The sequence below is a fragment of the Aquibium carbonis genome (assembly GCF_003970795.1).
Classification (GTDB): domain Bacteria; phylum Pseudomonadota; class Alphaproteobacteria; order Rhizobiales; family Rhizobiaceae; genus Aquibium; species Aquibium carbonis.
In genome coordinates this window covers 37,015-62,111 of sequence record NZ_RWKW01000051.1, presented here as the reverse complement: position 1 = coordinate 62,111, position 25,097 = coordinate 37,015, and the positions used below count along the sequence as shown (strand labels likewise).

Sequence of the window (25,097 nt, the reverse complement as noted above, 5' to 3'; positions counted from 1 at the left end):
CGCTAACGTTAGCGCTCACATTTCGCTTCAACGAATCGACGATGTCAAGTAGGTTGGGAAATAAGATTCGAGGGAGCGTGATGTCCGACGGTTCGATGAGGCGGGGGATGGGGTGGTCGACGATGGCCGACGTCGCCCGCGAAGCCGGTGTTTCCCTGATGACGGTGTCGCGCGTCTACAAGCGTCCGGACTCGGTCGCGCAGCGTACCCGCGAGAAGGTGCTCGAGACAGGCCGCAGGCTCGGCTTCTCGCCCAACAGCATCGCCGGCAACCTCGCCTCGGGGCGAACGAGCATGATCGGCATCGTCGTGCCGTCGCTGCGCAACTCCAACAACGCCACCAGCATCCAGGGCATGGCCGACTACCTGCGGCAGGCCTCCTATCATTTCATGATCGCCAACACCGGCTATTCGATGGAGGATGAAGCCGCCGTGGTGAAGGCCTTCATGCAGCGGCGTCCGGACGGGATGGTGCTGACCGGCACGCGGCACGGGCACGAGACGATCGATCTGCTGAAGGCGGCGCACATGCCGGTGGTCGAGACCTGGGAAACCCGGGGGCCGTTCATCGACATGGCCACCGGATTCGACAACTACGAAGCCGCGCGCCGGATCACGCGGCATCTCGTCGATCGCGGCTACCGGACGATCGGCTACATCGATTACCCCGCGATCGGTCTCGACCGCTATCTCGAACGCCTTCGCGGCCTGAAGGACGAGCTCGGGTCCGCCGGTCTCGAACCGACGAGCGTCGTCTCGCCGCTCGATGCCGGCGATCTCTATCAGGATGCGTCGAGCTTTCGGGGTGGCGCGCTGGGCCTGCGGAAATTGCAGGAAGCGAGCCGCGACATCGATGCCGTGCTGTGCGCGTCCGACATTCTCGCCGTCGGCGTGCTTTTCGAGTGCCAGAGGCAGGGCGTGCGGGTTCCCGACCAGCTTGCCGTGGCCGGCTTCGGCGATTTCGAGATCGCAGCCGAGGTGCCGCCGGGTCTGACGACCATCCGCACCCATGGCTATCAGATCGGTTGGAACGCCGCCGAGATGCTCGTCACCCGCATCAACCAGCCGCGGGCCGAGATTCCCTTGCGCGACGTCGGCTACGATCTCGTCGTCCGCGGAAGCTCCTGAAACAGGGTGTCACGATCATGAACTCGCCCGAAGCCGCCATCCGGTTCGACGATCTGCGCACGCTCGCCGGCAGGCTCGCGGCAGGCGATCTGTCGAGCCGCGTCCTCGTCGACCACGCGGCGCGCCGGATCGAGGCGGCGGGCGAGGACGGACAGTGCAGCTTCACCGCGCTCCGCCTCGACAAGGCGCGCGCGGAGGCCGAAGCGATCGACGAGGCGCGGGCGGCAGGAGCCACGCTGCCGCCCTTCGCCGGCATTCCCGTGACCGTCAAGGATCTGTTCGATCTGGCCGGCGAGGTGACCCGGGCCGGATCGCTGCTGCTGCGAGGGGCGCCTCCCGCCGCGAAGGATGCCGACGCGATCGCGCGGCTGAGGCGGGCGGGATTCATCGTCATCGGCAGGACCAACATGACCGAATTCGCCTATTCGGGCCTCGGCCTCAATCCGCATTTCGGCACGCCGCTCAATGCCTGGGATCGGCAAGGCGGGCGCATTCCCGGAGGGTCCTCGTCGGGGGCGGCAACCAGCGTCGCCTGGGGGATGGCCGCCGCGGCGATCGGCACGGACACCGGCGGATCGTGCCGGATCCCGGCGGCCTTCAACGGCATCGTCGGCTTCAAGCCGACGGCGAGCCGGGTCTCGAGCGTCGGCTGCTTTCCCTTGTCCGCCACGCTCGACAGCGTCGGGCCGCTGGCGAACACGGTCGCGTGCTGTGCGGCTCTCGACGAAATCCTGCACGGCGGTCCACCGACGACGCCGACGCCGGCCGATACCCCCACCATCATCGTTCCCGACAACGTCCTGCGCTGGGGTGTCGACGATGTGGTCGGCGCGGCGTTCGAACAGGCGCTGCGCGCGCTGCGCGATGCGGGCTTCGCGATCGGCCACTCGCGCATCGGCCTGCTGGACGACGTCGACCGCATGAATGCCGAAAGCGTCATCTCCATCTATGAATCCTATCGCCATCACGCCCGCCATCTCGCGGACCCCGACAGCCCCTACGATCCGAGGGTCCGCGCCCGGATGATGGCCGGCGCCGGCGTGAGCGAAACCCGCTACGACGACATCATGAATCGCCGGCGGGCGCTGGCGCGGCAGTTCCGGGACGAATTCGGCGAAAACACGTTCCTCGCCACGCCGACGGTCTCGATCCTCCCTCCGCGTCTGTCCGAGCTCGAGCGCGACGAGGACTACCGGAGGCTGAACAGAACCGTGTTGCGCACCACGGCCATCGCCAACTGTCTCGACGGGGCGTCCATCTCCCTGCCGATCCGGCTCGGACAGGAGGCGCCGGTCGGCTTCATGCTGACGGGCGCCCACGGCAGCGATTCGCACCTGCTGGCCCTGGCCGGTCGGATCGAGGCGCGGCTTCGGTCCCGAGGCTGACGCATCCCGATCTCGCTCTGGACATCCGGGTCGTGGTGTGCGCAACCGTCGATCGGGATCTGCACGTCCATCCCGAAAAAGCCGGCGATCGCGTTGGGCTTCGGCGTCCTGTCCGAAGCCGGAAGCCACCGTCGCCCCGGTAGTGAAGCAGTCCGTGGAGGCTGCGCTTGAGGTCGCCGACCAGACCGGTGCGGAGAAGACCCGACATGGGTTCATCGCTCACGGATTCAGTCGGTCGCCCGCCGAAGGAGGCGGGCCTGATGGACCAGCCAGTAGGTCGCAACGCTGACGGCAAAGCCGATCGGAGCCGAGGAGCTCACATCGATCGTCGTGAGCAGCAGGCTGGCAGCCACGCCGATGACCATGGATGAGATCGCGGCTTGGGGCTTGGGGGCGCGCAGCACCAGCGCGCCGAAGACGGCAGGCAGAAACACGGCGAGGCTGTTGAAGGCGGCGATGATGTTCGACAACAGGTCGCCCATCATGCCGGTCAACACCGCCACCAGGCCAAAAAGGCCCGCGACCAGCCATCGGAGCTGACTCAAGTTCAGCCCGAGCCTCGCGAAAGTGGTGGTCAGCGGCACCATGAAGGTGTCGATCGTGGATATGATCGCGCAGGCGAAGAGGAGATCGGCCAGCCACGGCGCACCGGGCGGCATCAGTGCCCGGAAGCTCGCCAGGACGTCCGTCCCGCCGCCGGGCAGCGCCGCCACCGCGACGATCGTCGCATAGCAGAAGCCGCAGACCACCGCACAGATACCATAGGCCTTTGTGGCGACCTCTGCGGTCCGGGCGGTTGCGATCCGCTGCCAGTTGTCGATGCCGAGCACGGCGCTGAATGGCAGAAACAGGAAGATGCCGACGAGCAGGACGGGCGTGTATGGCCCGAGATCCAGAAGGTCGATCTCCCCGCCGGCGGCGGGCATCGTCGCGGCCACGAAAAGCAGGATCGAGAGGATGACCGAGGCGTGGAACATATCCGTCTCCGTCGCCGCCCTGTATCCTCCGATGACGACGTAGCTGCCGGACGAGATGGTCGCCACGGCGAGCGAGGCCGTCGGCGAAAGGCCGAAAGCCTCGGTCAGGATAAGGGCCAGCGCAGCAATCTGGACCATGATGCGCAGGACGAAGACGACCGCCACGGGCATCCAGATCAGCAGCGGATGGCGCACCCCATGCGTCACGACGATGAGATCGACCAGTCCGAAGGTGTCGTGTCGCGACGAGAGTTCGTGAATGCGCCGGGCGAGGATCGCGCAGACGACCAACCCCATCGTGTAGGCGATGGCGATCGAGATTCCGATCGTCAGGCTCGCCCGCGTGAACAGGAAAATCGCGACGAAGGTGCCGATGCCGATGTTGCCGCAGATCACGCTTGCCGTGATCTGCGAGAGAGAGTTGCGTCCGGCGTTGAACACGAAGGCAGGCACATCCATCCTTTGCGACCGGAAGATGGCGATCGCGATGGGAAAGGCCATCACCGCAGCAAGAACAAAGCCCGACAGAACGCTCACCCCGCACGGTTGGCACTGTGGCATCTACGGGCCAACGGCAGTCGCGGATCAAGTCCTGAATCGGCGGCGGGCGCGCGTCCTCGACTTATGCGCTGAGCCAGCCGACGGGGCCGGCCATGATGCGGGTCCCGAGCTCCGTCTGCCCCTGCACGCCGACCTTTTCGTAGCTGCGCTTGAGATGCGTCCGGACGGTGTGGATCGAAAGGCTCAGATCCGTGCAGATCTCTTCGGGCGAGCGGCCCGCCGCGATGCGAAGCGCGACATTGGCCTCCTGCTGTGTCAGCCCGTAGGCCAGCTGCAGCAGCGCGGTGCGCGAGTCGTCGCGTTCGCCGGGATCGGTGTCCGGCTTGCGCAGGACGAGGACCCCGGACGGTCCGCCGCGGAGCAGCCCGGTCTGGCGCAATGTCTGCGGACGGAAATGGATGCCGACGGGCTCGCCGTCGACGACGAGCACCGTCTCGCCGCGCCCCCGCTCGACGTCGCTCCTGAACTGCGGCGAGGCGATGGCGCGCAGCGCGCCCTCGACGGACTGGATGTCGTCGCCGACATGGCCGCCGGGCGCGCAGCGGCCGAGCGCCTCCCTGAAGGCCGCGTTGCAGTGGACGATGCCGAAATCGTTCGTCATCAGCCCGATCCCGATACCGAAACGTTCGATGACGTCCTGCAGCACCACGCCGAGCGCGGCGTTGGTCATGATCTGGCGGTTGAGCTCGTAGGCGCGATCCCAGTGCGGCATCAGGGTCGTAACCAGCATCTCGATCTGCTGGGCATTGCCGCGCTCGCTGCGCGCGATGGCGAGTGCGATACGGTAGATCATCTCCGTCCAGCGCTCTTCGTCCTGGATCGCGTTGTAGCAAAGCTCGACCAGCGCATCGGCGCTGAGCTCTGCCTCGAGATCCGGATTGCCGAGTTTGGACAGGAGGCGGGATGAAATGTCTTCCAGATTGGCGGTTTCCCTTTCGCCGATCTGCTTCGGCAAGGCGCCGTCCCGGAACCACGCCATGATCGCCTCGGACACGTTCAAGCGCCGCTCGTCGAGGAAAACGGCCGACCGCGCGCCTTCGACACGATAGGACTGCACATCGCCCGCGCCGCGCGCGCGAAACCAGTCGCGCATCGGTGTCACGAAGCCGCCATTCCCCATCATCGGGTCTTCCGCGCCATACATCAGCAGGATGCGCGTGCCGTCACGGATGCGGTCCGCCCGCGGCCAGTCCCACGCCTGCTGAAACCCTCTGAAGATCGAGAGCCAGTACGAGAGCGTCGGCGTCGGCCATGCAGCCGGGTCTCTGATGAGCGAATCGACGATGCCGCGATCGGCGGATACGACGTCGGCCAGGTGCTTTCGGTCCTCGAGCTGTGCTCCGAGGAAGGTGTAGAGGTGATGCAGCGTATGCTCGTCCGGCAGGTCGGGATCGCGGATCAGCGAGCGCGCCTTGGCGAAGGACCGCGCGAGCATCCAGAGCGCCCTCTGGTTCGGGGGAGGCGATATCAGCACGATGTTGCGGGCGAGGTCGGGCTCGGTCTTGAGCAGTTCGAGGGTCAGGAGACCGCTGATGTTGGGCGCCACGATCAGCCGGTCTTCCCACGGCACGCCTTCGAAGGAGACCGAGAGGAACTGGCGCATGTCCCCGATCAGGCGTTCCCATCCGTCGTCGCGGTCGAGATGCCCGAGCGGCTGGCGCGCGGACACCGAGGCCCCGTGGCCGCGCAGGTCGCCCGCATGGACATTCAAGCCGAGGCGGCAAAGCGATTCGGCGAGCGCGACCACGTTGCCGGAATGCGTCGGCTGGCTGTGGCCGATATAGGCGACGGGGGCGCGCGAACCGGCACGCCACGAGCGGAACAGCAGCAATTCGTTGCCGCTGCCGACCAGATACCGCGATGATGCTTCAAGCGTTCGCATCGTTCTCCCCAAGTCTTGACGATACTATCTGACGCGCGAAGCTGAACTGCAAATGAACGGGCTTTTTTATCGGGAGATGACAGGTCCCCCAAATGGGTGACGCAGGACGTCGGGTTGTGCGCGTAACTGTTCCCGCGACGGGATCGGGTCGCGTCGTCCATCGAGGTCCGGATCGAAAAGGAACGGGAACGGAATGTCCAGTTGCAGGCAGGCGCCCGGAACGGCGCGCCGGAAGAAGGCACTCCCCCTGATCGCGCTGGCGAGCGCCTTCGCCGCGCTTCCCGCATCCCCGGCCAGGCCGGAGCAGGCTTCGCCCGTCCGTGCCTGCGTCACCTTCTTCGAGCGAGGCATGGCCGTGAAGCACGTGATGTCCGCGCCGGGCATCGAGCTCTTTCAGGTGCCGGGTCGGCTGACGATCCAGGTCGCCGGCGACGTCAGCTATTCCTTGTCTCAGGACCGGATGATCGGAATGGCCGCGATGATCGCAGGCGCCGGCTGCAAGTATGCGCTGACCGGGCTCAGCGCGTCGGCCCTTGGCGGGCAGCCGGTGTTCAGCACGACCGGCATGCTTCTCCCGCGTGGCGACGAGCCACAGAACGACGAGACCAACTACTACATCACCGGCCCGATGCCCGGGAGCGTCGAGGTTGAGGGCGTCGGCTACTATCCGGTCGGATCGCCGCATTTCGGCGTCGAGCAGCTTTCGCGCAGCGCCCTCAAACTGTCCTATTCCGGCCAGTTCCAGGAGTTCGGCTCTGACGAGCAGCCGCGACTCATCCACTACGAGGCGGTCCTCCAGGCCTTCTCGGAACAGTAGAACCGTGCCTGTCACTCAAATGTGTGACGCAGGACCCGTCGCACCGAACGCAGATTGGCCCCAACCGGTGGGCGATGGAGGTGGGTGATGATGGGCTGGAAGAACCGCGCGGGCGTTTTCGGGCTGTTCGTTGCGTGCATGCTGGCATTGCTGGCGTCGGGCTCCGCCGCCCATGCCGCTTGCGACAGCGCCAGCTACGATCACAACGGCTCGCCGATGGACGTGCACGTCTGCGACGGCCGGATGGTGATCGAATACGATCGGCCGCGCAGCGGGATCGCCGATCAGGGGGTTCGCCCGGGCACCGTGCTGTTCCGCGGCCGGATCCACGACCTAGCGGGAGGCGCCAGGATCGATGGCCGGGCGCATGTCTTCCGGCGGGGATGTCAGCCGGCGTCCTTCGGTGTCGTTGGATGGATGGACGATTCAGGTGTCATCACGATGGAAGGGCGCGCGCCCGTCCGGCGGAGCGGCTGCTCGGTCGGCGGCTATCGCAAAGTCGTCCTCGTCTTCGAGGCGCGGTGATCATGGCGGTCGGTCGCAAGGTCTGGGATCCGTTCGCCGGAACGCTTCCCTTCGAGAGACAGCATGTCGCCGAGCCGGGCGAGGGCGTCAAGCTGCCCGGCTGGGTCAACACGGTGTTCGGCCTGCTGGCCATCGCCGCCTCCATCGCGATCGTGATCGCGTTCTTCTGGCGGCCGGCGGCATGGTTCGGCGTTCCGGCTCTCGTGGTTTCCGTCGTCGGCCTGTTCGGCGGCGACTTGCTCGCCAGGACGGCGGCCAGGCGTGACCGGCTGTTCTTCCGGCTCGCTGAGAAGAACGATTGGGGCTTCCGGCTGATCGAACCGCAGATGAGACCCCGGAAGGGCACGCGTCGCCGAAGACCGGTCGATCCTTTCGCCGCACGCGTCTACCAGACGATCCCGGACCTGTGCAGGCCGCGCGCCGGCCAGCTCATCCCCTTGCAGCTCCAGGCGATGTACTGGGGCGACACGGAAGCCAAAATACCGTTCTGGCTGGGCCTCCAGCAGTACGAGGTCGACGCGACGATCGCCGTGGAGACCATCAGGAAGGACGGCTTCGGCGGCCGCGGCCTTCAGGGCAAGCTGTTCAACATGGTCGTCGCCTACGATCTCGAGCGCGACACCGGCATCCGCGCGCACCTTCTGGCCGAAGCCTTCGACCGGGACGGATGGCGCGACATCAAGACGGAATCCGTCGAGTTCAACGACCGGTTCAACATCTCGATCGCGGATGATCGTGTCGGCGACGGCGGCCAGTTGGCGCTGCTGCGCGCTCTGACGCCGGCGACGCAGTCGATGCTGATCGACCTGCACGACCGCTATCAGGCGCAACTCATAATCGATGGAGCGACCGTCTACTTCGCCGGCAATGACCGCATCATGAGCGACGAGGATGAGGTCGTCGCCGCCCGTTTCGGTGCGCTGGTCGAGCAGTTCGCCGAAGCGGCCGTGTCGTTCAAGCGTTTCGTCGAATAGGAGGTCGATTTGACCGGTCTCGTCCTGATCCTGCTGCTCGTCGTGCTGCTCGGCGCCTACATCCTTGTCCACAACGGCCTCGGTCGCGCCGTGACGCAGGTCGACCAGGGCTGGGCAGGCATCGAGGTGCAGCTCAAGCGGCGTCATGACTTGGTGCCCGGCCTGGTGACGGCGGTGAAATCGGCGCTCAGGCACGAGAACGCGATCTTCGACCGCATCCTCGATGCGCGGATGGAAGCCGTGAAGGCCATGGCGGGCCACGACCCCGAGACGATGGCGCAGGCCGAAGCGGCGCTCGCCGGTTCGCTCCGGGGGCTGATCGCCTATGCCGAGGACAATCCGGACATCACCGCCACGGCAAACGTCGCGACGTTCCAGAAGCAGCTTGAGGAAACGGAAGATCAGATCGCTGCATCCCGGCGGCTCTACAACGGAAATGTCCAGAACCTGAACGCACGCATCGTGACGTTTCCCGGCAACATCGTCGCTGCGCTCCATCGTTTCCGACAGGCAAAGCCGTTCGAGATGACTGAGGCAGAGCGTGCCGTCACCTACGAGCGGCCCCGGATCGAGCTTTGACGGCGCTGCGGCCCTCCGGTCATTCCGGTTGAGGCGGCACGACCTCCACGCTCTTGAACTCGCTGCCGCCGGTCAGCACGATCGACGGACACGCCATTTTCTGCCGGTCCTCGTTCTCGCACTCGAACTGGTCCCAAACGACGGTCATCTCGGCGCATTTGGCGTCGTGGTTGTGGAGCGAGATGCCGCGCGCCTTCTTCACAGCGCCGGACAGGTGCAGCACCTCGCCGGTCGGGATCCGCGTCGTGTCCTGTTCGCCGGGGCCGGTCATCGTGACCCGATAGTTCACGAGTCGCAGCGCGTGATCCTTGCCGATCGAGTAGTCGGCGACGGGGCGGCAAGCCGCGCCGGACAGCTCGGTCGAAACCTTGATCGTCAGGCTGTTCGGGTCGGAGGCGGCTTCGCTTCCGCTGCACGCCGCGATGGCGGGCGCGAGCCCGAGCAGTCCCGCGACGGCCAGCGCCTTCTTTTTCCAGGATTTCATGATGTCGCTCCCAGGTTGGTGTCATGACGCCTTCATGGCCTTTCGGGGGACTTGCGCGCGTCACTCATTTGAGTGACGCGCGGCGGCAGGCGATCGCGCGACATGGGTTTCACGATCCGGCAAGGCCGGAGATTCCCTGTTGCCGGAGGACCGACGATGCTTGCTTCGATTGCGTGCCTGACGAGAGCCGCCGCGCTCATCCTGGCCCTTTCCCTGTCGCTCGTGGCCATGAACGGGCCGGCCGCAGCCGAAATGCTTGGCCGCTGGCAGACCTTCAACGGCCCGGGCTTCACCTTCACCTTCGACGTTCAGGTTCAGTCGGGCTCCCCTGGCGGGATGCGGACGCTATCGGGAGAGATCACGCCCACGGGCACGTTCGACGCGGACTGCGGGCGAGCCAGACCGGGCGACCGGTTCCATCTCTATGTCTGCGAGCGGCTGAGCAAGGACGGGCCGTTTGCGCTTGACGCCAATATGAGCACGGCGCGCGGTCAGCCGGTCCTCACCGGCGCGGACATCAATTCCGGGGCGACGCTTGAGTTGACGTTGGAAGAGGGAACGGCGGCTCCGCTCGCCAAGCTTCTGATCACGCTGGAGCGGTTTGATGGTGCGACGGACACCATGACCCTGGTCGCGCGCAAGCGCGACGTGCGCACCGCTCCGCAGGCGCTCGTTGGCAACTGGATCGGCGCCGATGGCGGGCTGACGCTCGAAACCCGCATCGAGGCGGTCGATGACGACCGGGTGGCGGTGACCGTGTCGGCCTTTGCCGACCGGGCCCTGCCTGTCCCGTCAAGCCGGCCTCTCGACGAATGGCACCGGATCGCCGGCTCGGAGCGTGCGTTCTCGATGAGCGCCACCGCGGCCCGCCAGCCCGACCAGCCGCACGCATTCTGGACGACGGTGCTGACGCGCGAAGGCGAGTTCCCCGACCGCATCGGCGCCGGCGCCGAGTTGAAGCCGACGCCGTCCGGGAACCTGCAGATCGTCTTCACCGGGGCGGGGCTGGGCGGCGTGCCGCCGGTCTACGTCACCTTCGCGCGGGCCGACCGGCCCCTCCGCCAGGTCGCGCCGACGCGAAGCGCGCCCGACATGATGAACGGCCAGTGGATCGGAAACGTCGGGCCGCTGGTCATCGAAGCCGACATCGAGATGAACGGGGAGGGCGAGGCGACGGCGACCTTCCACGCCTTCGACGATCAGGCCAAGGGGAGCTTTCCTCGCAATCCGTCCCGCGCCTTCATCTGGTTCCACGAGGTCGTCGAGAAGCGCCAGCCCTTCGCGTTGAGTTTCGAGGGGTCGTGGGACGGCCGGGCAGGTTTCGTCGCCGGGCGCGGCGAGAGCGTCAAGACGAAGGACTTCGGCATCGACGCCAACATGCGCATCAGGCGGGTCGCCGTGGACGAGCTGTCACTGTCGGCGGCGCACCCGACCGACGACGTCTTCGACGGACAGCCGATCCGCCTGGTGCGGCGCGCGACGCCGCTTCGCCCGGTGCCTTCGTTCGACGGCGCCGAGGCGAAACCAGCCGTGGAGTCCCCGCTTGCAGGATCATGGGTCTGGTCATCGGGACCGAACCGGCGCGGCAATGTCATCCTGCTGGAGCTTGCCGGCGATGATCTCGGTCCGATCTCGGGCGCGATCAAGGTCTGGAACACGGACGGCACCTGCGAGACGTTCCCGCGCACCCAGGCGCTTTGCGAACTCGGCCGGGACGACGGTCCCCTCGCGAATGCGGTTCGGCTCGACCCGACGGGCGACGACCGGTGGCCCTATGATGCGCTGGAGGGCCTGCGGGCCTTCGGCAAGGATTTTCCGGCCTATTCCGACCTGCGCATGCGCCTGCGCCCGTCCGGGACCGGAACTCTGATGGTGCAGATGACGGCCGCCGCAGCCTTCGGCGCGCAGCCCGACAACACCTATCTGTTCGAGAAACTCGGCGCCAGCGAGACCTTGCTGGCGCCTTCCCTGGACGACCGGGCCTATGTCGCGCGGCCGGACGATCCCGCGCCCGGCGCTTGCGAGGCGTGGGCCAGGGACGATTCGTTGCGCCGGCAGAAGAACCTGCCTGCGCTGACGGCCAGGCTCGACGCGATCCTCGCGAACCAGAAGATCGGCGCGTCCGGCCACCCCCTCGATGACCAGTGCAAGCAGATGCTCGACGACATGGCCGAGGCCGGCCTCGATCCGGCAAAGGATGACGGCGGCATGGGCAGCGGCAGCGCGGGCCCGAAGCCGCAGGATCCGGTGGCTGCGGGTCCGGTCGTCGGCACGTGGCGGATGGTCGGCCAGCCGCATGAATCACTGCCGGCGATGGGCATCTGGCAGACCGCAGCTGCGCTCAGGCCGACCCTGTCCGGCTTCGAGATGTCCGGCCAGAGCGGCCAGTATTCGGCTGTCGAGACGAACGGACCTTTCGTTTCGACCTTCGCGACGCTCAATGCCGATATCGAACAGTTCCGCTCCCATCTCGAAAAACCGATGCCGGGAACGGGCGCGGCTTCCCTCATGGAGTGGATCGGCACGCCGGAAGCGCTTCTGGCCGGCGGCGGCGGCACGAGGCTGGGGTGGGTGGACGAGCAGAATGTTCTTGGCGATGAAACCGTGCTGTTGGTCGCGGGCGACAGAGCGCTGCTGTTCACCGATGGACCGCGGCTCGCCGGAAGCATGATGGATTTCGCCACGATCGGGCAGCCGCCGAGAAACGTGGTCGTGGCGGCCTTCGAGCGGACAAGGACCGACGCGCCGGATCCGAAGCCTCAGGAGGCGGCCGGGAGCACCGGCGACTTCAAGGTCCGGAATTACAGACAAGTCGCGAGCTACGGGAAGGCCTTTGGCGTCATGGATGACCTGGTCGCCAGGCTGACTGTCTTCGGCGACCGGATCGAGATGCGCCCCGTGCGGGCCGGCAAAGTGGTCAACACGGATGAACGCCATGTCGATGTCGGTCGCGGCACGCTGGACAGCGTGCTCGGCGCCTACGCCCCGGACGACTTCACCGTCCGTCATCAGACGATCCCCGACGTGTTTCCCGAACTCGCGGGCCAGTCGTTCCGCGACTTTGTCGGCGGGGAGGCGAAAGCGTATTCCTACACCCCCCCCGGTGCCGTCGTTCTGGAAACCGAGAGGATGCTTTTCCTGTCCAGGGATGGGAACCGCTTTCTCGAGATCGAGAGATTTCCCACGCACAGTCCCGGGCATGATATCTGGCTGGGAGCGCGCACTACGAGCTCTGGCCCCATGCCTGACCCAGTGCCTGGCCCCGATCCGAAGCCCGCAGCGGACAACCGGGACGTCGCCAACACCGATCCGGTCAATATCCCCGTGCCGCCGAAGCCGGAACCGAACGCCGTCTGCGAGTCGCTCGAGCGCCGCACCGCCGAGATGAATGCAGAGGCCGGATCGGAACTGGTCCAGGCCATTCGCTCGATCTATGCCGATGTCGGGCTTGCCTTCGGCGGCGAGCAGACCGAGGCCAAGTGCCAGCGCGCCCTCGACCGGCTCAACGCCATCGTGCTCGTGCCCGACACGCGCAACAACGGCCAGTCGGGCCAAACGGGTGGCGGCCCAAGGCAGGGCAATGTCTACCTGGTCGACAATTCGGTGAACGTCTTCAACACCTTCGTCGACAATGGCGGCAACTGGTCCGCGCCGGACGCGCCGGACCCGTGCGCCACGCTCGACGCCTTCGCGGCCACGCTGACATTCTCGGGCGGCATGGGCATGGGCGGGTTCATCGACGGCCTGTTCGTTGAGGTCGGCCTCTCGCTTTCGGGGCAGCGGCGTCCGGACCTCTGCTACGACGCGATGCTCCATCTGTGGGACTACGGCGTCGATCCGGCGCTTGACGATGGCGGCTGGGGCGTCGTCCGGGTGCTGATCGATGTCGATGGTCAACTTCGCCGGCCCGGTCGCGATCCGGCCGAAAGCCGTGCCTGCCGCGCCTACACCGCGTTCACTTCGAAGCTCCTGGCGAAAGGCGGCACGGAGATGGTTCAGTTCCTGCGCGGCTACGCGATCGACCAGGGTTTTGGCATGGGCTCCACCCGCGATCCCTCGCCGGCCGACTGCGCCCGCATGCTGGCGGAGCTGCGCGATCTCGGGCTGGACCCCGATTTGCCGGACGGCGGCTTCTCCTTCGCCTCGGACTTTCTGCCGGCCGAGCCTGTCCCGTCGCCGGCCCGCGCCGACCGGGCCGTCGCCTATGACGCGCGGCCCGAGCCGGAGATCGAGCTGGCCAACTGGCTGTCCGGCGCGCCCTACACCTACGCGGTGCCGATGACGGGCGAGCTTCAGCAGATCGGCGAACTTGCCGGCGTCGTCGCCTTCGTCACGCCGCCCGAAGGGCTTCTCGGCGGCGACCACGCGCGGCCGGGGGACCGGACTGCCTGCATGGACCGCCGTCGCCTGACGCGCGATGAGAGTTTCCGTGCCTGGGCGGCGATGCGCGAGCTGATGCGCCATTTCGTGCCGCCCGGTTCGATCCTTTCGGGCCGCGATTGCGTCTTGGTTGAGGTCGCGACGGAAATGGCCTTCGCGACCATGGGCGACCCGAGTTTCGCGCATGGCGAGGACGAGTTCGTGTCCGTCATCCTCGACCGGCGTCTCGACGGCGTGGGCCTCGGCGCGGACGACCGCCAGATCGCCGGCCGGACGGTCGGCGCGATGCTGCGCGAGCCCGAGCCGACCGAGACCCATCCCTGGCGCGCGGTCGTGACGACCCCCGATATTGTCGCCGCCGTCACCGGATACGTCGTGCCGGCCGGCAGCTTCCTCGTCTGGAACCACCGAACGGGCGGCGTCGCCGGGCCGTTCCGGATGCGGCTGTCGGGCGAAGCGCGATGAGACGGCTCGCCGTCGTACCGGCGATGATGCCGCCATCGGTCTAGGAGAATGCCCCGGAACCGGTCGACCGCCGAAGCCGTGCTCCTGGAGCTCGGCATCCGGCAGCGGTCCCTCTCATCATGGCGATGGTCTCCAGGAACGTTGCCCCGAGAGCTTTTCCCTCCCAACCCCGCTTCGTCGTCACTCATATGAGTGACGCAAGGGGACGGAGCGGCCGCTAGCGTGGCGCCAAACCCTGCGAGGCTCATGATGAAATTTCGATTGTTCCCTCTCTTCTCGGCTGTGGTCTTCCTGCATGCACCGGCGCTTGCCGAGGACGCCCAGCTGACCGATCCGATTGCGAAAGCCCCGGAGCTTGCGCTCCGCGATCTCGTGCCCGCCGCAATCCTTGAAGCGATCACCAATCCGTTCAACTTGCGGGCGGAGGTGGCGTCGAACGATGCCGGACGACCCTTCCAGGCGACGTTCGACATCGCGTTGCCCGATTACCCGAATGTCACGATCTCGCTGCTCGTGAGCGAGCGCGAAGCCACAACCGGGTTGATCGCCAACATTCTTTCGATGGCCGCCTCCGGAAATCTGCCGGGCGGGTGGGCAGCCGACACGGAAGTTCTGGCTGACGCCGAATGCGTCGGCGTCGTCGACCAGAACATGATCAACTGCCTGATCGGCAGCGCCGCCGTCCAGTTCACCGCGACGGATTTCTCGGGCGGTGGCTCCATCGACTACCCGGCCACCAAGGCATTGTTCGCGACGTTTCCGCTCGACAGCTACCGGAAGGCGTTCGGCCAATGATCCGCCATCTCGTCACCGCCCTCGGCTTTGTGGCTGCGTCCTTCACGGTGTCGCCCGCCATCGCCCAGACAGCGCCCGATACGCTGATCGTGCTCGACGGATCCGGTTCGATGTGGGGCCAGATAGACGGCCGCACCAAGATCGATATCGCGCGCGAGACACTGTCCTCCGTGCTGTCCGAGGTCTCCCCGAGCATGAACATCGGCATGATCGCCTACGGCCATCGTGTGCGCGGCCAGTGCTCCGACATCGAAACGCTGGTGCCGATGGGACCGGCCGGCCAGACGGTGCCGCGCATGATCGACGCGGCCAACCGCATCAGCCCGCGTGGCATGACGCCGCTTTCGGATGCCGTGCGCAAGGCGGCCGAGGAGATGCTCTATACGGAACGCGCGGCAACCGTGGTGCTGATCACCGACGGGATCGAGACCTGCGACGCCGACCCATGCGCGCTCGGGCGTGAGCTGGAAGCCGCCGGCATCGACTTCACCGCTCATGTGGTCGGCTTCGGCCTGACGGGCGACGAGGGGCGGCAGGTGGCATGCCTCGCCGAAAACACCGGCGGACGCTACGTCCCCGCCGGCGATGCCGACCAGCTCGTCGATGCGTTGCGCGACACGATCATGGCGGACGAAAACGACTTCGTCGAAGAGGAGGAGGACTTCGTGGAGGAGGAGCCGGCCCCGCCGGCAAGGCGCCGCGTCGAGTTCACCTTTCGAGACGCGGCCGACGGACCGAAGCTTCAGGTGAACGAGCTTCACATCGTGATCGAGCCGCGCGGCGAGGCCGCATATGACGAATGGCTCGGCTGGAGGCACGAGCGTGACTACACTGCCGAAGGCATGTTCGATCCCGGCGTCTACGATGTGATAGTCATCCGCGAAAAGGACCGCGCCACCTTGCGCGCACGCTTCGAGATCGAGGTGCCCGAAGGAGGCGACACTCTGGTCGTCGACCGGGCCATCGCCGCGCGGCTCAAGGTCAACACGCTGGTTCATGCGGGCCAGCGGATCGAGCACGGCAAGGGTGTGCGCACGGCAAACAAGAGGGGCACCGGCTATGGCGTCTACGAGCTGGTGCCCGTTTCCGGCGGCGTTGCCGACGAGGGCGCCAGGATCGGCTTTGCCTATCGGGCAGACCTCGACATAGCGATCGGCCCGGGCGACTACGTGCTCCGGGGCACCTTCGCGCGGTCGATCACCCGCGAGAAGCTGATCAGCATCGCGCCGGGCGAGACCAAGGAGATCGATTTCGATTTCGAGCTTGCCCGGGTCTGGGTCGAGTTCCGGGACGCAGGCGGGTTTCCCGCCGCGCGCCCCTACACGCGCGCGTCCGACAAGCCGGCCGGCTCCGCGTTCTTCGCTTCGGGCCGGGATGTGATGAACAACGAGAAACTGCCCTGGTACCTGCCGGTCGGCTCGTGGCGGCTGGAAACGGGACACGAGGGCAGCGGCGGCAAGCGCGCCCAGCTCGTCGTGACCGTCGCCCGCCCCGGCGAGGAGATCACGCTCAGCCCGACGGAAGGTCAGCGTCTGAGTGACGCCGACATTGCCAGGATGTCCGATGGAGGCCGAACCGGATGCCTCGGCTTTGGCGGCACGGAGCATGGCCGCAACGCCTGCATCGTCGAGAAAGTGGAGTTCTCTGCCGGCTTGCAACCGGGGTCCGACGAGGTGTCGATAGACGGCCAGCCCAACCCCTACGCCAACGAGGATACGGGAACATCCGCGCCGCTTCCGCCTGGCATCTACGGCCTGGTCGAGCGTGCCGGTTTCGACCTTGCGAACGGTGCCGACATCAGCGAGGCGGTCGCCATATGCGCGATGTCGCCATTCGTCGCCTACCCCGACGGCTACGTTCAATCGAAGGTCCGTTCGCCCGTCGCAGACGCAACCGGCATTCCCTACCGAACCAGCATCATCGGCCAGTGTAAGGCGATCGATGGGGGCGCAAGCTGCCGGATGTGGCAACCCGAAGCGCCCGACAGCGTCCAGACAAGGGAGTTCTCCGTCACGCCGGCTGCCGACGGCCATGTCCGTCTCGTCAACCGAACCCGCGGCAACCAGGAAGGCATGCTCTATGCCTGCGTGCGGCAGGGTGGCGAGATGTCGGCTACCGAAACGCTGCCCGATGGCCGAAGGGCGATCGACCACATCATGTCACGCGCGGACGGAGGCCCCGAACTGAGCTACTCGGACAGCGGCGAATACCTGGGGTCCAGGGCGGTCGAGGCAAGGCCGCCGTCCCCGGCACCCGAGCCAGGCGGCGATTTCGGCGCAATCGCCGGACTGTATGGGCGCCTTGGTTCCAGCGGAGAACCGAAGCAGGGCGACGATCTCCTCGACGCTTGCTACTACAACGGCCTCGTCCTCTACGCGGGCGGCTTCGCCCAGGGGTTCCGCGAGAACATTTCGGCGGAGACGCGGGAGGGCACGACGACCCCGCCCGTTGCCTCCATGCACATGATGTGCCGCGGAACCGCGCAGGTCGCCGCGTGCGACGCCAGGCAGGGCGCGTATCCCGACGGCGCGCCCGTCCCGGCGCCGATCCAACTTGCCTCGAAGCCGGGCGACATGATCGAGCTGTGCGTCTCGGGGGACTGCTTTTCGATGCAGCAGTGCCGCGACCCCCGTGCGGCCTTCGCCGGCGATCTGCCCGCGCCTGACGGTCGCCATTGGCTCGACCACATATTGACGCGGCCCGATGGCGGGCCGGGGCTGGAACGGGCAGGGCGACCGTGATGATCCGCAATTTCACCGGCTTTGCCTTCCGCCTCGCTGCGACCGCGCTGGCGATGGCCACTTTCATCCTCGCACTGGTTGCCGCGGCTTCCGCGGCAGGACCGTGGGAAGGACGCTGGAACACCGATTTCGGCGAACTTCGTCTTCTGCAGGGCGATGATCGTGTCTACGGCGATTATGACACGACCGGCATGATCGAGGCACGCGTCTCGCCCGACGGCAGAACGTTGCGCGGCGCGTTCAATCGCCATGACGGCGACTGGGGTCTTTTTCAGTTCGAACTGACGAAGGACGGCAGGGCCTGGACCGGGCGCTGGGGCTGGAACGACGACACCACCCTTCGACAGGGCGACTGGAACGCGCGCCTGACGTCGTCTCGGAGGCCGCGCCTGACGCAAGCGGTGGATGCACCGGTCTACTGGCCGATCCCGATGTACGAGGCGCCGACCGCCGCCTTCGAAACCTTCATCGACCACGCCGGCATGAGCGGAGCCGGTCCGGTTGATTCCCAGCTCGTCGGCATGTGGAACCTCATCGGGTCCGGTCGCCAGCACGGCACGCTCGACATCAGACGCTCCAGCCGGTCGCTCGGCGAAGTCCACGGGACCCTCGGGGTGTGGCTGAGCATGGGCGGCAACGTCGCGCACGAGGGCGAGATCGGCACGCTGCGTTTCACGCGCGACGAACTCGTCGTGTTCATCCGCAGCAGCGAGTTCGACGGTGAGTACAGGCTGGCGATCCGGCTTGCCGGCCTCGCTTCCGGGCGTATGGAAGCAACGCTTGCGGGCGAGGGGTTCTCGGACCCGGTCACTCTCGAACGGGTGGGCGGCGCCGCGACGCCGCTGGACGATCTCGCCGCGGACGAGCCATACGAGGACGATCTGCCGGGTGTCGGCGTATCCGGCCCCGCCTACCGGCTGATCGGCGTGCCCGCGGGAAAGCGGCTTGCGGCGCGGAGCGCTGGAAATCGCGATGCGGCCAGCGTCGGCTCGATCCCGGGCGATGCCACGGACATCCTGGTGCTCGGCTGCGAGCCATACATGGAAGCCTACCGGTACGAAGAACTGACCGACGCCGGGAAAAGACGGGTGCTCGACGCGTCGTGGTGCGAGATTAGTCACGATGACATCACCGGGTTCGTTCCCGGCCGCTATCTCGAGGCGATCGGAAGCTAAAGCGTGTCGCGTCCCATGCTCCAAGGCACAAGGCTGCTATCGCAGGCCACGGAAAAACGCTCTCGCATGCGGCGTCGAGGGGCGTATCGCGGAAGCCCGCGACCGAAATGACAGGCGAGTGAAGCCTCCTTCTGATCGCGCCTTGACCAGCGTGTCGTCGGCCTGCGGAGCCGGGGGTAAAACCCTCCCGCATGCGCATCTCCCGGCGGCCGCCACCCTTTCGACACGGAAGGGTCGGTGAAGAGTGACAAAGCGCGGCTCGCTCCCAATTTGACATAGCAATCTCGAGGTGCAAGCTTCCCGCTCGGGAGGTCAATTTTATCCGGACAATGATCTGTTCGGCGTTGCCCGATTGTCGGCCACGCCGTTCTTCGGAACTGATCGGAAGCTTGTTTGCGAGCCGGCATCCCACGCGGTGATCCCAGCCTTGTACATTCTTGTTTCCGATGACTCTGAAGTATTGAGACGGTCCACCGGCGGGGACGCAGCTTGCCGTTCGAACGAAAATGACAATGAACTGCGTGAATTTTTGGGAGGAGAACCAAATGAAGCTTTTGATTTCGGGCCTGTTTGCCGCAGCGCTCATGGTGACGTCCGCCGAGGCCCAGCAGAAACTCGTCCTGGGCCTGGCGACAACGACCACGTCGCACTACGGCGTCGGGGCGCAGAAATTTCTCGAAGTTCTCGAAGACCTGTCGGGCGGCGCCTTCACCGGCGAAATTTCGCCTTCTGGCCAGCTTGGTGGCGAGCGGGACATGATCGAGGGGCTGCAGATCGGGTCGGTCGATATCGTCATCACCTCGTCTGGACCGATGGGCAACTTCGTGCCCGAGGTCTACGCCCTCGACCTGCCGTTCCTGTTCCGCGACTACGACCATGCACGCAAGGTGCTGGACGGCGACATCGGCAAGGAGCTTCTCGCCAAGATCGACGAGAACCAGCTCGTCGGCCTGGCCTGGTCGGAGAACGGCTTTCGCCATGTCACCAATTCCGAGCGCCCCATTCGCACACCGGACGACCTGAAGGGTCTCAAGCTGCGCACCATGGAAAACAGGGTGCACATGGAGGCCTTCAGCGGCATGGGTGCCGCGCCGACGCCGATGGCGTTCCCCGAACTCTTCGCCGCCCTGCAGCAGGGCGTGATCGACGGCCAGGAAAACCCGATTACGGTCATCACGGCCACCAAGTTCTGGGAAGTGCAGAAATATGTCTCGCTGACCGGGCACGTCTATTCGCCGGCTCTGGTGCTTGCGTCGCCGAGCGTCATGGACGGTTTGAGCGACGAGGAACGTGGCTGGTTCTATGAAGCGGCGGCCGCCTCGGTGCAGGCGACCCGCGACGAGGTCAACCGCCTCGAGGAAACAGGCGTGGAACTGTTGCGGCAGAACGGCATGGAGGTCATCACCGACATCGACAAGGCGCCGTTCGCCGAACTCGCCCGTTCGTCCTACGCGGTCTACACCGACCAGTACGGCACCGAAATGGTCGAGCGCATCCAGGCCGTAGAGTAGCCACTTCCCGAACAGTATGGGTCGGCGCGACACCAGCGCCGGCCTTTTCACAGGCGGAAGTTGGCGGCATGTGGCTCTTTCTCAAGCTCGAAGACCTGACGACTGGCCTTGCGATGCGGCTGTCGATGGCTTTTCTCGTCACCGCGACGGCGCTTGCGCTGTTCCAGGTGATCACACGCTTCGCTTTCGGCGAGCCGTCGACATGGTCCGAGGTGATCACCCGCTCCGCGATGATCTGGTCCGTGTTCCTTGGCGCTGCGCCTGCGTTCCGGTACGGCTCGATGATCTCGGTCGACATCATCCGCCACATGCTGCCGCCGCGCGTGGGCCTGTCGTTGCATGTCGGCGCGAACGTTCTGTCTGTCGTTTTCTTTGCGTTTCTGTTCTGGCAGGGCTGGGCGATGACGCTTCGGGTCGTCAATCAGAAGCTCGCCGCACTCGATGTCTCGATCGCCTGGGCCTATGCCGCGTTGCCCGTCGGCGCGGTCTTCACGATCATTGCGCTTTTGGCCTGCATTGTGCGCAGCCTTCTTGGCGACGCCGATGAAGGGCAGGGGCACCCAAGCGAGGTGGCGTCATGAACATGGCGCTGGGACTTTCGCTGACGATCCTGTTCCTGCTTGGCGTGCCGATCGCCGTAGCCATCGGGCTTGCCTCGATCATCGGTATCGAGGTGCACGGGCGTCTGCCGCTGCTTCTGGTCGCCCAGCGCATGTTCACGGGGCTGGACAGCTTCCCCTTGATGGCGATTCCGCTCTTCATCCTCGCCGGCAATCTGATGTCGGCAGGCGGCATTTCGCTTCGTCTGGTGGAACTGGCAAAGTCGCTGGTCGGGGGCGTTCAGGGCGGGCTGGCATGCACCTGCGTGCTAACATGCATGATGTTCGCCTCCGTCTCCGGCTCGAGTGTCGCCACCACCTTCGCGATCGGCGCGATCCTCATTCCCGCCATGGCGCGGCACGGCTATCCCGTACCGCTCGCCGCTTCGATCCAGGCCAGTTCGGCAGAACTCGGCGTGCTGATACCGCCGTCCATTCCGTTGATCCTCTATGGCGTGGCCACCGACACGTCGATCGGACAATTGTTTGTCGCCGGGCTCGGCCCGGGTGTCCTGGTCGCCGGGTCGCTGATGGCTCTGGTGCTGGTTATCTGTCACATGCGGGGCATCGGCCAGAATGACGGCGAGGGTCGATTGCCCGTCGGCAAGGCATTCGTGGCGGCGTTGCCGGCGCTGGTCGTGCCCTTCGTCATTCTCGGCGGCATCTACACCGGAATTTTCACGCCGACCGAAGCGTCGGCCGCCGCCGTTGCCTCGGCGCTGGTCGTGGGGCTTCTTGTCTATCGGGAGCTCAAGCTGTCCGACCTGTCGGACATCCTGAAGCGCACGGTCATATCGACCAGCGCGATCATGATCATCATCTCGGCGGCTGCGCTGTTTTCCTTCCTGATTGCCCGGTCCGGTCTGCCCAACGACATCGCGGCCTGGTTCAAGGAGATGTTCGAAAGCCGTGTCGTGTTCCTGCTCGCGGTCAATGTGCTGCTTCTCATCGTCGGCATGTTCATCGAGACCGCGGCCGCCATCCTGGTGCTGGCGCCGATCCTCGCACCGATCGCGGTGGCCTATGGGGTCGATCCGGTGCATTTCGGCCTGATTATCGTGGTGAACCTCGCCGTTGGCATGATCACGCCGCCTTTGGGTGTGAACCTGTTCGCCGCATGCGCGGTCGCAAACATCCCGGTGGCCAGGATCATTCCACAGCTGATCTGGTTCGTCCTGACGGTGCTGGCGGCGCTCATGGTGATCACCTACGTGCCGGCGATCACCCTTTGGCCGGTGGAGATGATCCTGGGGCGGTGACGCTCCGGATCCCTGCGCCTGGTGGCGGCGAGACGTCGAACGGCTTCTCCGCCATCGATCTGGCGAGGCCGTGCTCACGCGCGGCGGACCGGTCCTCCTGTAGCGTCACCCTTGGAAGGAAGGATCATCGCTGTCGGTCCAGGAACTGTGCCGGCGGTTTCGCCGTCGCGAGACGGCGCACGGCCTTCGCGGCGAACGGACAGGCTCGCTCGCGGCGGGCGTCGACGCAAAGGCGTTCAACGGCGTGCTCGGTGATCCGTGGGCGCCGGTCTCGATCGAAGAACCGGCGCCAAAGGCGCTGACCCCGGGTGAGGGCCGCTTCGATGATCGCCGCCTCGCCCGGCTTCTGCCGCTTCGCGCCGCACGCGCCAGACGGCCCGACCGGCCTCTGCCGCTGCGCCCGACTGCAGATCCCAACGGAAATGGGCGAACCAATGGGCCGAAAGCCCGGAAATCTCACACCATCGTGGCAAGCCCGCCACCCCGATCCGGCGGCGGTTTCGGCGGCGCCGGTCCGCCGAAAGAGACCCAAGTCTTTGAAAACATGGTGGGCGATGAGAGACTCGAACTCCCGACATCTTCGGTGTAAACGAAGCGCTCTACCAACTGAGCTAATCGCCCTACCCGGTGCGATTTAAGCGCATTGCGCCGTCCGCGCAAGCCGCGCCGGACCGGATTTCATCTCCCGGGAGACCGCGTCTCCGCATCCACATGGTTGGGCAAGGCCGCAAGCGCGTCCGCGCGGGTGGCGGTCGCGCCGGCGAACGCCCTGTTTCCGCGCTGGTCCGCGCACGGGTTTCGGACAGCCGGACAACAAGTTCGACGAGCCTCCCGAATGCGCTTGACACACCCAGCCGAACCCCGTAATCACCCGCCACGACAACGGGCGCCGAGGCGCCGATGTCGGATGCGCGGGTGTAGCTCAGTCGGTTAGAGTGCCGGCCTGTCACGCCGGAGGTCGCGGGTTCGAGCCCCGTCACTCGCGCCATTTTCTGTCCCGAAATGGTTTTTCACGCCAGCGGATCATGATCCGCCAGGCGGCCGTGCCGCCGGTGCTGCGCTGCCGCAAGTCCCGCCTCCCGAGAGCGCATGACCTCCCGAGGGCGGATGACTTTCCGGAAGCCCATGACCGTCCGGAAGCCCGCAGACGTCGTCGCGCCACGGTCGCTTGTCCGCGCGCCCTTGACCCGCCATGCGAAATCCCCGACGCTTCCGGCCGGTGCAACGGCAACGGATCGGTGAAGTTTGGACGGGATTTCCGACACGGCGTCGCCGCGCATGGCAGCCCCGCGACGCAAGCCAGCGGCGCCTGCCGCCGCGCGCGAGATCGAGCTCAAGCTCGTGGCGCCGCCGGCCGCCATCGACGATCTCGCCAAGGCGGGGATGGTCGTGGCGCATGCGCGCAACATGGGCACCGTGCGCAACCTCGGCTCCGTCTATTTCGACACGCCCGACCGCGCGCTGACGGCCGCCGGCTTCGCGCTGCGCGTGCGCAGCGTCGGCCGCAGCCGCATCATGACGGTGAAGTCGGCCGGGGGCGGCGCCGGCGACGGGCTCGTCGGGCGTGGCGAGTGGGAGGTCGGGATCCTCGGCGACGCGCCCGATCTCGGCGTCCTTCCCGACGGCGTGCCGAAGGCCTTCCGCGCCCTCGTCGCCGATGCGCCGCTCGAGCCGGTCGTGACCACGACGGTGCGTCGCCGCGCCCGCAAGCTCGACCTCCCGAACGCCTGCATCGAGCTGGCCATCGATTCGGGGACGGTCGAGGCGGGCGGCCGCGTGGTGGCGCTGAGCGAGATCGAGCTCGAGCTCGTCTCGGGCGAGGTGGGCGCGCTCTACGACGTGGCCCTCGACATGCTCGAACACGGCCCCGCCGAGATGAGCCTCTATTCCAAGGCCGCCCGCGGCTTCGATCTCGCCTTCGACCGCCCGCCCGCCTGGCGAAAGCCGCTCCGGCCCGCGGTGTCGCGCAGCGTCGCGCTCGACGACGCCTTCGCCGTCATGCTGTCGGAATCGCTGCGGCACTTTCTGGACAACCGGCCGGCGGCCATGGACGGGCGTCATCCGGAGGGCATTCACCAGACCCGTGTCGCGCTGCGGCGCCTGCGGTCGATCCTGAAGGTGATCGCCGACGCGACGGGCAGCGCCGCCGCGACCGGCTTCGCGCAGGACGCCCGGTGGCTGGCCGGCGAACAGGGCGATGCGCGCGGCTTCGACGTGTTCCTGGCCGAGACCATTCCGCCGGTGGAAGAGGCCTGCGCCGATCCGTCCGGCTTTGCAGCCGTCCGGGCTGCCGTCCAGCCGCTGCACGAGGCCGCCTATGCCCGGGCCCGCGCGGCGCTCGCCGACAGGCGCGCGCTTCGTCTGCCGCTGGCGCTCGCCCGCTGGATCGAAGGCCATGGCTGGCGCGGGGAGGCGGACGCCGACGCCCTGGCGGTGCTGGGGGCGCCCGCCGCCGGTTTCGCCGGCACGGTTCTCGACCGGCAGGTGCGCAAGGCGCTCAAGCGGGGCCGCCGCTTCGCCAGGCTCGATGCGGAGGGCCGCCACGAGGTCCGTCTCGCGGTCAAGAAGCTGCGCTATCTCAGCGACTTCCTGCTGCCGCTCTGCGCGCGCGACAAGAAGGCGGCCGGCTTCGCCAAGGCGCTCTCGCGCATTCAGGACGGGCTTGGCCGCTACAACGACATCGCCACCACGGACCAGCTGCTCGACCGGCTGGCCGGCCCCGAGGCGCCTCCCAGCGTGCACCGCGCCTGTGGCGAGATCCGCGGCTGGCAGGCGCGCGATCTCGCGGCGATGGAGGCCGACCTGCGGCTACGCTGGAAAGCCTTTTCGTCGGCGAAGATGCCCTGGCCCGATTGAGGCAG

Annotated in this window: 17 protein-coding genes and 2 tRNA genes; 15 read left to right on the top strand and 4 right to left on the bottom strand. The window is 66.7% G+C overall.

Features of this window, described 5'->3' with window-relative positions:
- Positions 1 to 122 precede the first annotated feature (122 nt).
- Together EJC49_RS14325 and EJC49_RS14320 are read left to right on the top strand one after the other, a co-directional pair.
- On the top strand, positions 123 to 1,127 hold the full coding sequence (locus tag EJC49_RS14325; RefSeq protein WP_170314717.1) for a LacI family DNA-binding transcriptional regulator: 1,005 nt from the start codon (positions 123 to 125) through the stop codon (positions 1,125 to 1,127).
- A 17-nt stretch (positions 1,128 to 1,144) separates the two neighbouring features.
- Complete coding sequence (locus EJC49_RS14320) at positions 1,145 to 2,512, top strand: amidase (protein WP_126700617.1); 1,368 nt, start codon at positions 1,145 to 1,147, stop codon at positions 2,510 to 2,512.
- Between the two features lie 227 nt (positions 2,513 to 2,739).
- On the opposite strand, the gene EJC49_RS14315 is transcribed toward EJC49_RS14320, so the two are convergent.
- Both EJC49_RS14315 and EJC49_RS14310 read right to left on the bottom strand, forming a co-directional pair.
- Positions 2,740 to 3,990 (bottom strand): sodium:solute symporter family transporter, encoded by a 1,251-nt coding sequence (locus tag EJC49_RS14315; protein WP_170314716.1) that lies wholly within the window; start codon positions 3,988 to 3,990, stop codon positions 2,740 to 2,742.
- 121 nt (positions 3,991 to 4,111) lie between these two features.
- The gene (locus tag EJC49_RS14310; protein WP_126700615.1) at positions 4,112 to 5,932 is read right to left on the bottom strand and encodes a serine aminopeptidase domain-containing protein; all 1,821 of its coding nucleotides are present in this window, start codon (positions 5,930 to 5,932) and stop codon (positions 4,112 to 4,114) included.
- Between the two features lie 193 nt (positions 5,933 to 6,125).
- On the opposite strand from EJC49_RS14310, the gene EJC49_RS14305 reads away from it, so the two are divergent.
- The 4 genes from EJC49_RS14305 (at position 6,126) to EJC49_RS14290 (ending at position 8,827) form a co-directional block, all read left to right on the top strand.
- Positions 6,126 to 6,749 carry a hypothetical protein gene (locus EJC49_RS14305; RefSeq protein WP_126700614.1) on the top strand — a complete coding sequence of 208 codons (624 nt, stop codon included), beginning with the start codon at positions 6,126 to 6,128 and terminating at the stop codon, positions 6,747 to 6,749.
- 87 nt (positions 6,750 to 6,836) lie between these two features.
- Positions 6,837 to 7,274 carry a hypothetical protein gene (locus EJC49_RS14300; protein WP_126700613.1) on the top strand — a complete coding sequence of 146 codons (438 nt, stop codon included), beginning with the start codon at positions 6,837 to 6,839 and terminating at the stop codon, positions 7,272 to 7,274.
- 2 nt (positions 7,275 to 7,276) lie between these two features.
- Positions 7,277 to 8,248 (top strand): hypothetical protein, encoded by a 972-nt coding sequence (locus EJC49_RS14295; RefSeq protein ID WP_126700612.1) that lies wholly within the window; start codon positions 7,277 to 7,279, stop codon positions 8,246 to 8,248.
- A 9-nt stretch (positions 8,249 to 8,257) separates the two neighbouring features.
- Positions 8,258 to 8,827, top strand: coding sequence for a LemA family protein (locus EJC49_RS14290; RefSeq protein ID WP_126700611.1), 570 nt, complete (start codon positions 8,258 to 8,260; stop codon positions 8,825 to 8,827).
- A gap of 19 nt (positions 8,828 to 8,846) precedes the next feature.
- Here EJC49_RS14290 and EJC49_RS14285 read toward each other — a convergent pair whose 3' ends face one another.
- Positions 8,847 to 9,311 carry a hypothetical protein gene (locus tag EJC49_RS14285; protein ID WP_126700610.1) on the bottom strand — a complete coding sequence of 155 codons (465 nt, stop codon included), beginning with the start codon at positions 9,309 to 9,311 and terminating at the stop codon, positions 8,847 to 8,849.
- A 156-nt stretch (positions 9,312 to 9,467) separates the two neighbouring features.
- Between EJC49_RS14285 and EJC49_RS14280 the strand changes: the two genes are divergently transcribed.
- The 7 genes from EJC49_RS14280 (at position 9,468) to EJC49_RS14250 (ending at position 22,236) form a co-directional block, all read left to right on the top strand.
- A complete protein-coding gene (locus tag EJC49_RS14280) occupies positions 9,468 to 14,156 on the top strand; it encodes a hypothetical protein (protein WP_126700609.1) in 4,689 nt (1,562 codons plus the stop codon).
- A 261-nt stretch (positions 14,157 to 14,417) separates the two neighbouring features.
- Positions 14,418 to 14,951: a hypothetical protein gene (locus tag EJC49_RS14275; RefSeq protein WP_126700608.1), complete on the top strand. Its 534-nt coding sequence runs from the start codon at positions 14,418 to 14,420 to the stop codon at positions 14,949 to 14,951.
- On the top strand, positions 14,948 to 17,692 hold the full coding sequence (locus tag EJC49_RS14270; RefSeq protein ID WP_126700607.1) for a vWA domain-containing protein: 2,745 nt from the start codon (positions 14,948 to 14,950) through the stop codon (positions 17,690 to 17,692). Before EJC49_RS14275 ends, EJC49_RS14270 begins: the two co-directional genes overlap by 4 nt.
- Positions 17,692 to 18,867, top strand: a complete 1,176-nt coding sequence (locus EJC49_RS14265) for a hypothetical protein (protein WP_126700606.1) — start codon at positions 17,692 to 17,694, stop codon at positions 18,865 to 18,867. Before EJC49_RS14270 ends, EJC49_RS14265 begins: the two co-directional genes overlap by 1 nt.
- Positions 18,868 to 19,412: 545 nt before the next feature.
- Positions 19,413 to 20,378 (top strand): TRAP transporter substrate-binding protein, encoded by a 966-nt coding sequence (locus EJC49_RS14260; protein ID WP_126700605.1) that lies wholly within the window; start codon positions 19,413 to 19,415, stop codon positions 20,376 to 20,378.
- Between the two features lie 68 nt (positions 20,379 to 20,446).
- The gene (locus EJC49_RS14255) at positions 20,447 to 20,959 is read left to right on the top strand and encodes a TRAP transporter small permease (protein ID WP_126700604.1); all 513 of its coding nucleotides are present in this window, start codon (positions 20,447 to 20,449) and stop codon (positions 20,957 to 20,959) included.
- Positions 20,956 to 22,236 carry a TRAP transporter large permease gene (locus tag EJC49_RS14250; RefSeq protein ID WP_126700603.1) on the top strand — a complete coding sequence of 427 codons (1,281 nt, stop codon included), beginning with the start codon at positions 20,956 to 20,958 and terminating at the stop codon, positions 22,234 to 22,236. The genes EJC49_RS14255 and EJC49_RS14250 overlap by 4 nt, the downstream gene beginning before the upstream one ends.
- Positions 22,237 to 22,781: 545 nt before the next feature.
- Here EJC49_RS14250 and EJC49_RS14245 read toward each other — a convergent pair.
- Positions 22,782 to 22,857 (bottom strand) — tRNA-Val (locus EJC49_RS14245).
- 290 nt (positions 22,858 to 23,147) lie between these two features.
- Here EJC49_RS14245 and EJC49_RS14240 point away from each other — a divergent pair.
- Positions 23,148 to 23,224, top strand: a tRNA-Asp gene (locus tag EJC49_RS14240).
- Between the two features lie 290 nt (positions 23,225 to 23,514).
- Entirely contained in the window at positions 23,515 to 25,092 is a 1,578-nt protein-coding gene (locus EJC49_RS14235) for a CYTH and CHAD domain-containing protein (protein WP_126700602.1), read from the top strand.
- Positions 25,093 to 25,097 lie beyond the last annotated feature (5 nt).

Bases quoted from the DNA above. Each gene is read 5' to 3' on its own strand.
- EJC49_RS14325 (WP_170314717.1), top strand. From the start codon at position 123: ATGGCCGACGTCGCCCGCGAAGCCGGTGTTTCCCTGATGACGGTGTCG.
- EJC49_RS14320 (WP_126700617.1), top strand. From the start codon at position 1,145: ATGAACTCGCCCGAAGCCGCCATCCGGTTCGACGATCTGCGCACGCTC.
- EJC49_RS14315 (WP_170314716.1), bottom strand. From the start codon at position 3,990: ATGGCCTTTCCCATCGCGATCGCCATCTTCCGGTCGCAAAGGATGGAT.
- EJC49_RS14310 (WP_126700615.1), bottom strand. From the start codon at position 5,932: ATGCGAACGCTTGAAGCATCATCGCGGTATCTGGTCGGCAGCGGCAAC.
- EJC49_RS14305 (WP_126700614.1), top strand. From the start codon at position 6,126: ATGTCCAGTTGCAGGCAGGCGCCCGGAACGGCGCGCCGGAAGAAGGCA.
- EJC49_RS14300 (WP_126700613.1), top strand. From the start codon at position 6,837: ATGATGGGCTGGAAGAACCGCGCGGGCGTTTTCGGGCTGTTCGTTGCG.
- EJC49_RS14295 (WP_126700612.1), top strand. From the start codon at position 7,277: ATGGCGGTCGGTCGCAAGGTCTGGGATCCGTTCGCCGGAACGCTTCCC.
- EJC49_RS14285 (WP_126700610.1), bottom strand. From the start codon at position 9,311: ATGAAATCCTGGAAAAAGAAGGCGCTGGCCGTCGCGGGACTGCTCGGG.
- EJC49_RS14280 (WP_126700609.1), top strand. From the start codon at position 9,468: ATGCTTGCTTCGATTGCGTGCCTGACGAGAGCCGCCGCGCTCATCCTG.
- EJC49_RS14270 (WP_126700607.1), top strand. From the start codon at position 14,948: ATGATCCGCCATCTCGTCACCGCCCTCGGCTTTGTGGCTGCGTCCTTC.
- EJC49_RS14265 (WP_126700606.1), top strand. From the start codon at position 17,692: ATGATCCGCAATTTCACCGGCTTTGCCTTCCGCCTCGCTGCGACCGCG.
- EJC49_RS14260 (WP_126700605.1), top strand. From the start codon at position 19,413: ATGAAGCTTTTGATTTCGGGCCTGTTTGCCGCAGCGCTCATGGTGACG.
- EJC49_RS14255 (WP_126700604.1), top strand. From the start codon at position 20,447: ATGTGGCTCTTTCTCAAGCTCGAAGACCTGACGACTGGCCTTGCGATG.
- EJC49_RS14250 (WP_126700603.1), top strand. From the start codon at position 20,956: ATGAACATGGCGCTGGGACTTTCGCTGACGATCCTGTTCCTGCTTGGC.
- EJC49_RS14235 (WP_126700602.1), top strand. From the start codon at position 23,515: ATGGCAGCCCCGCGACGCAAGCCAGCGGCGCCTGCCGCCGCGCGCGAG.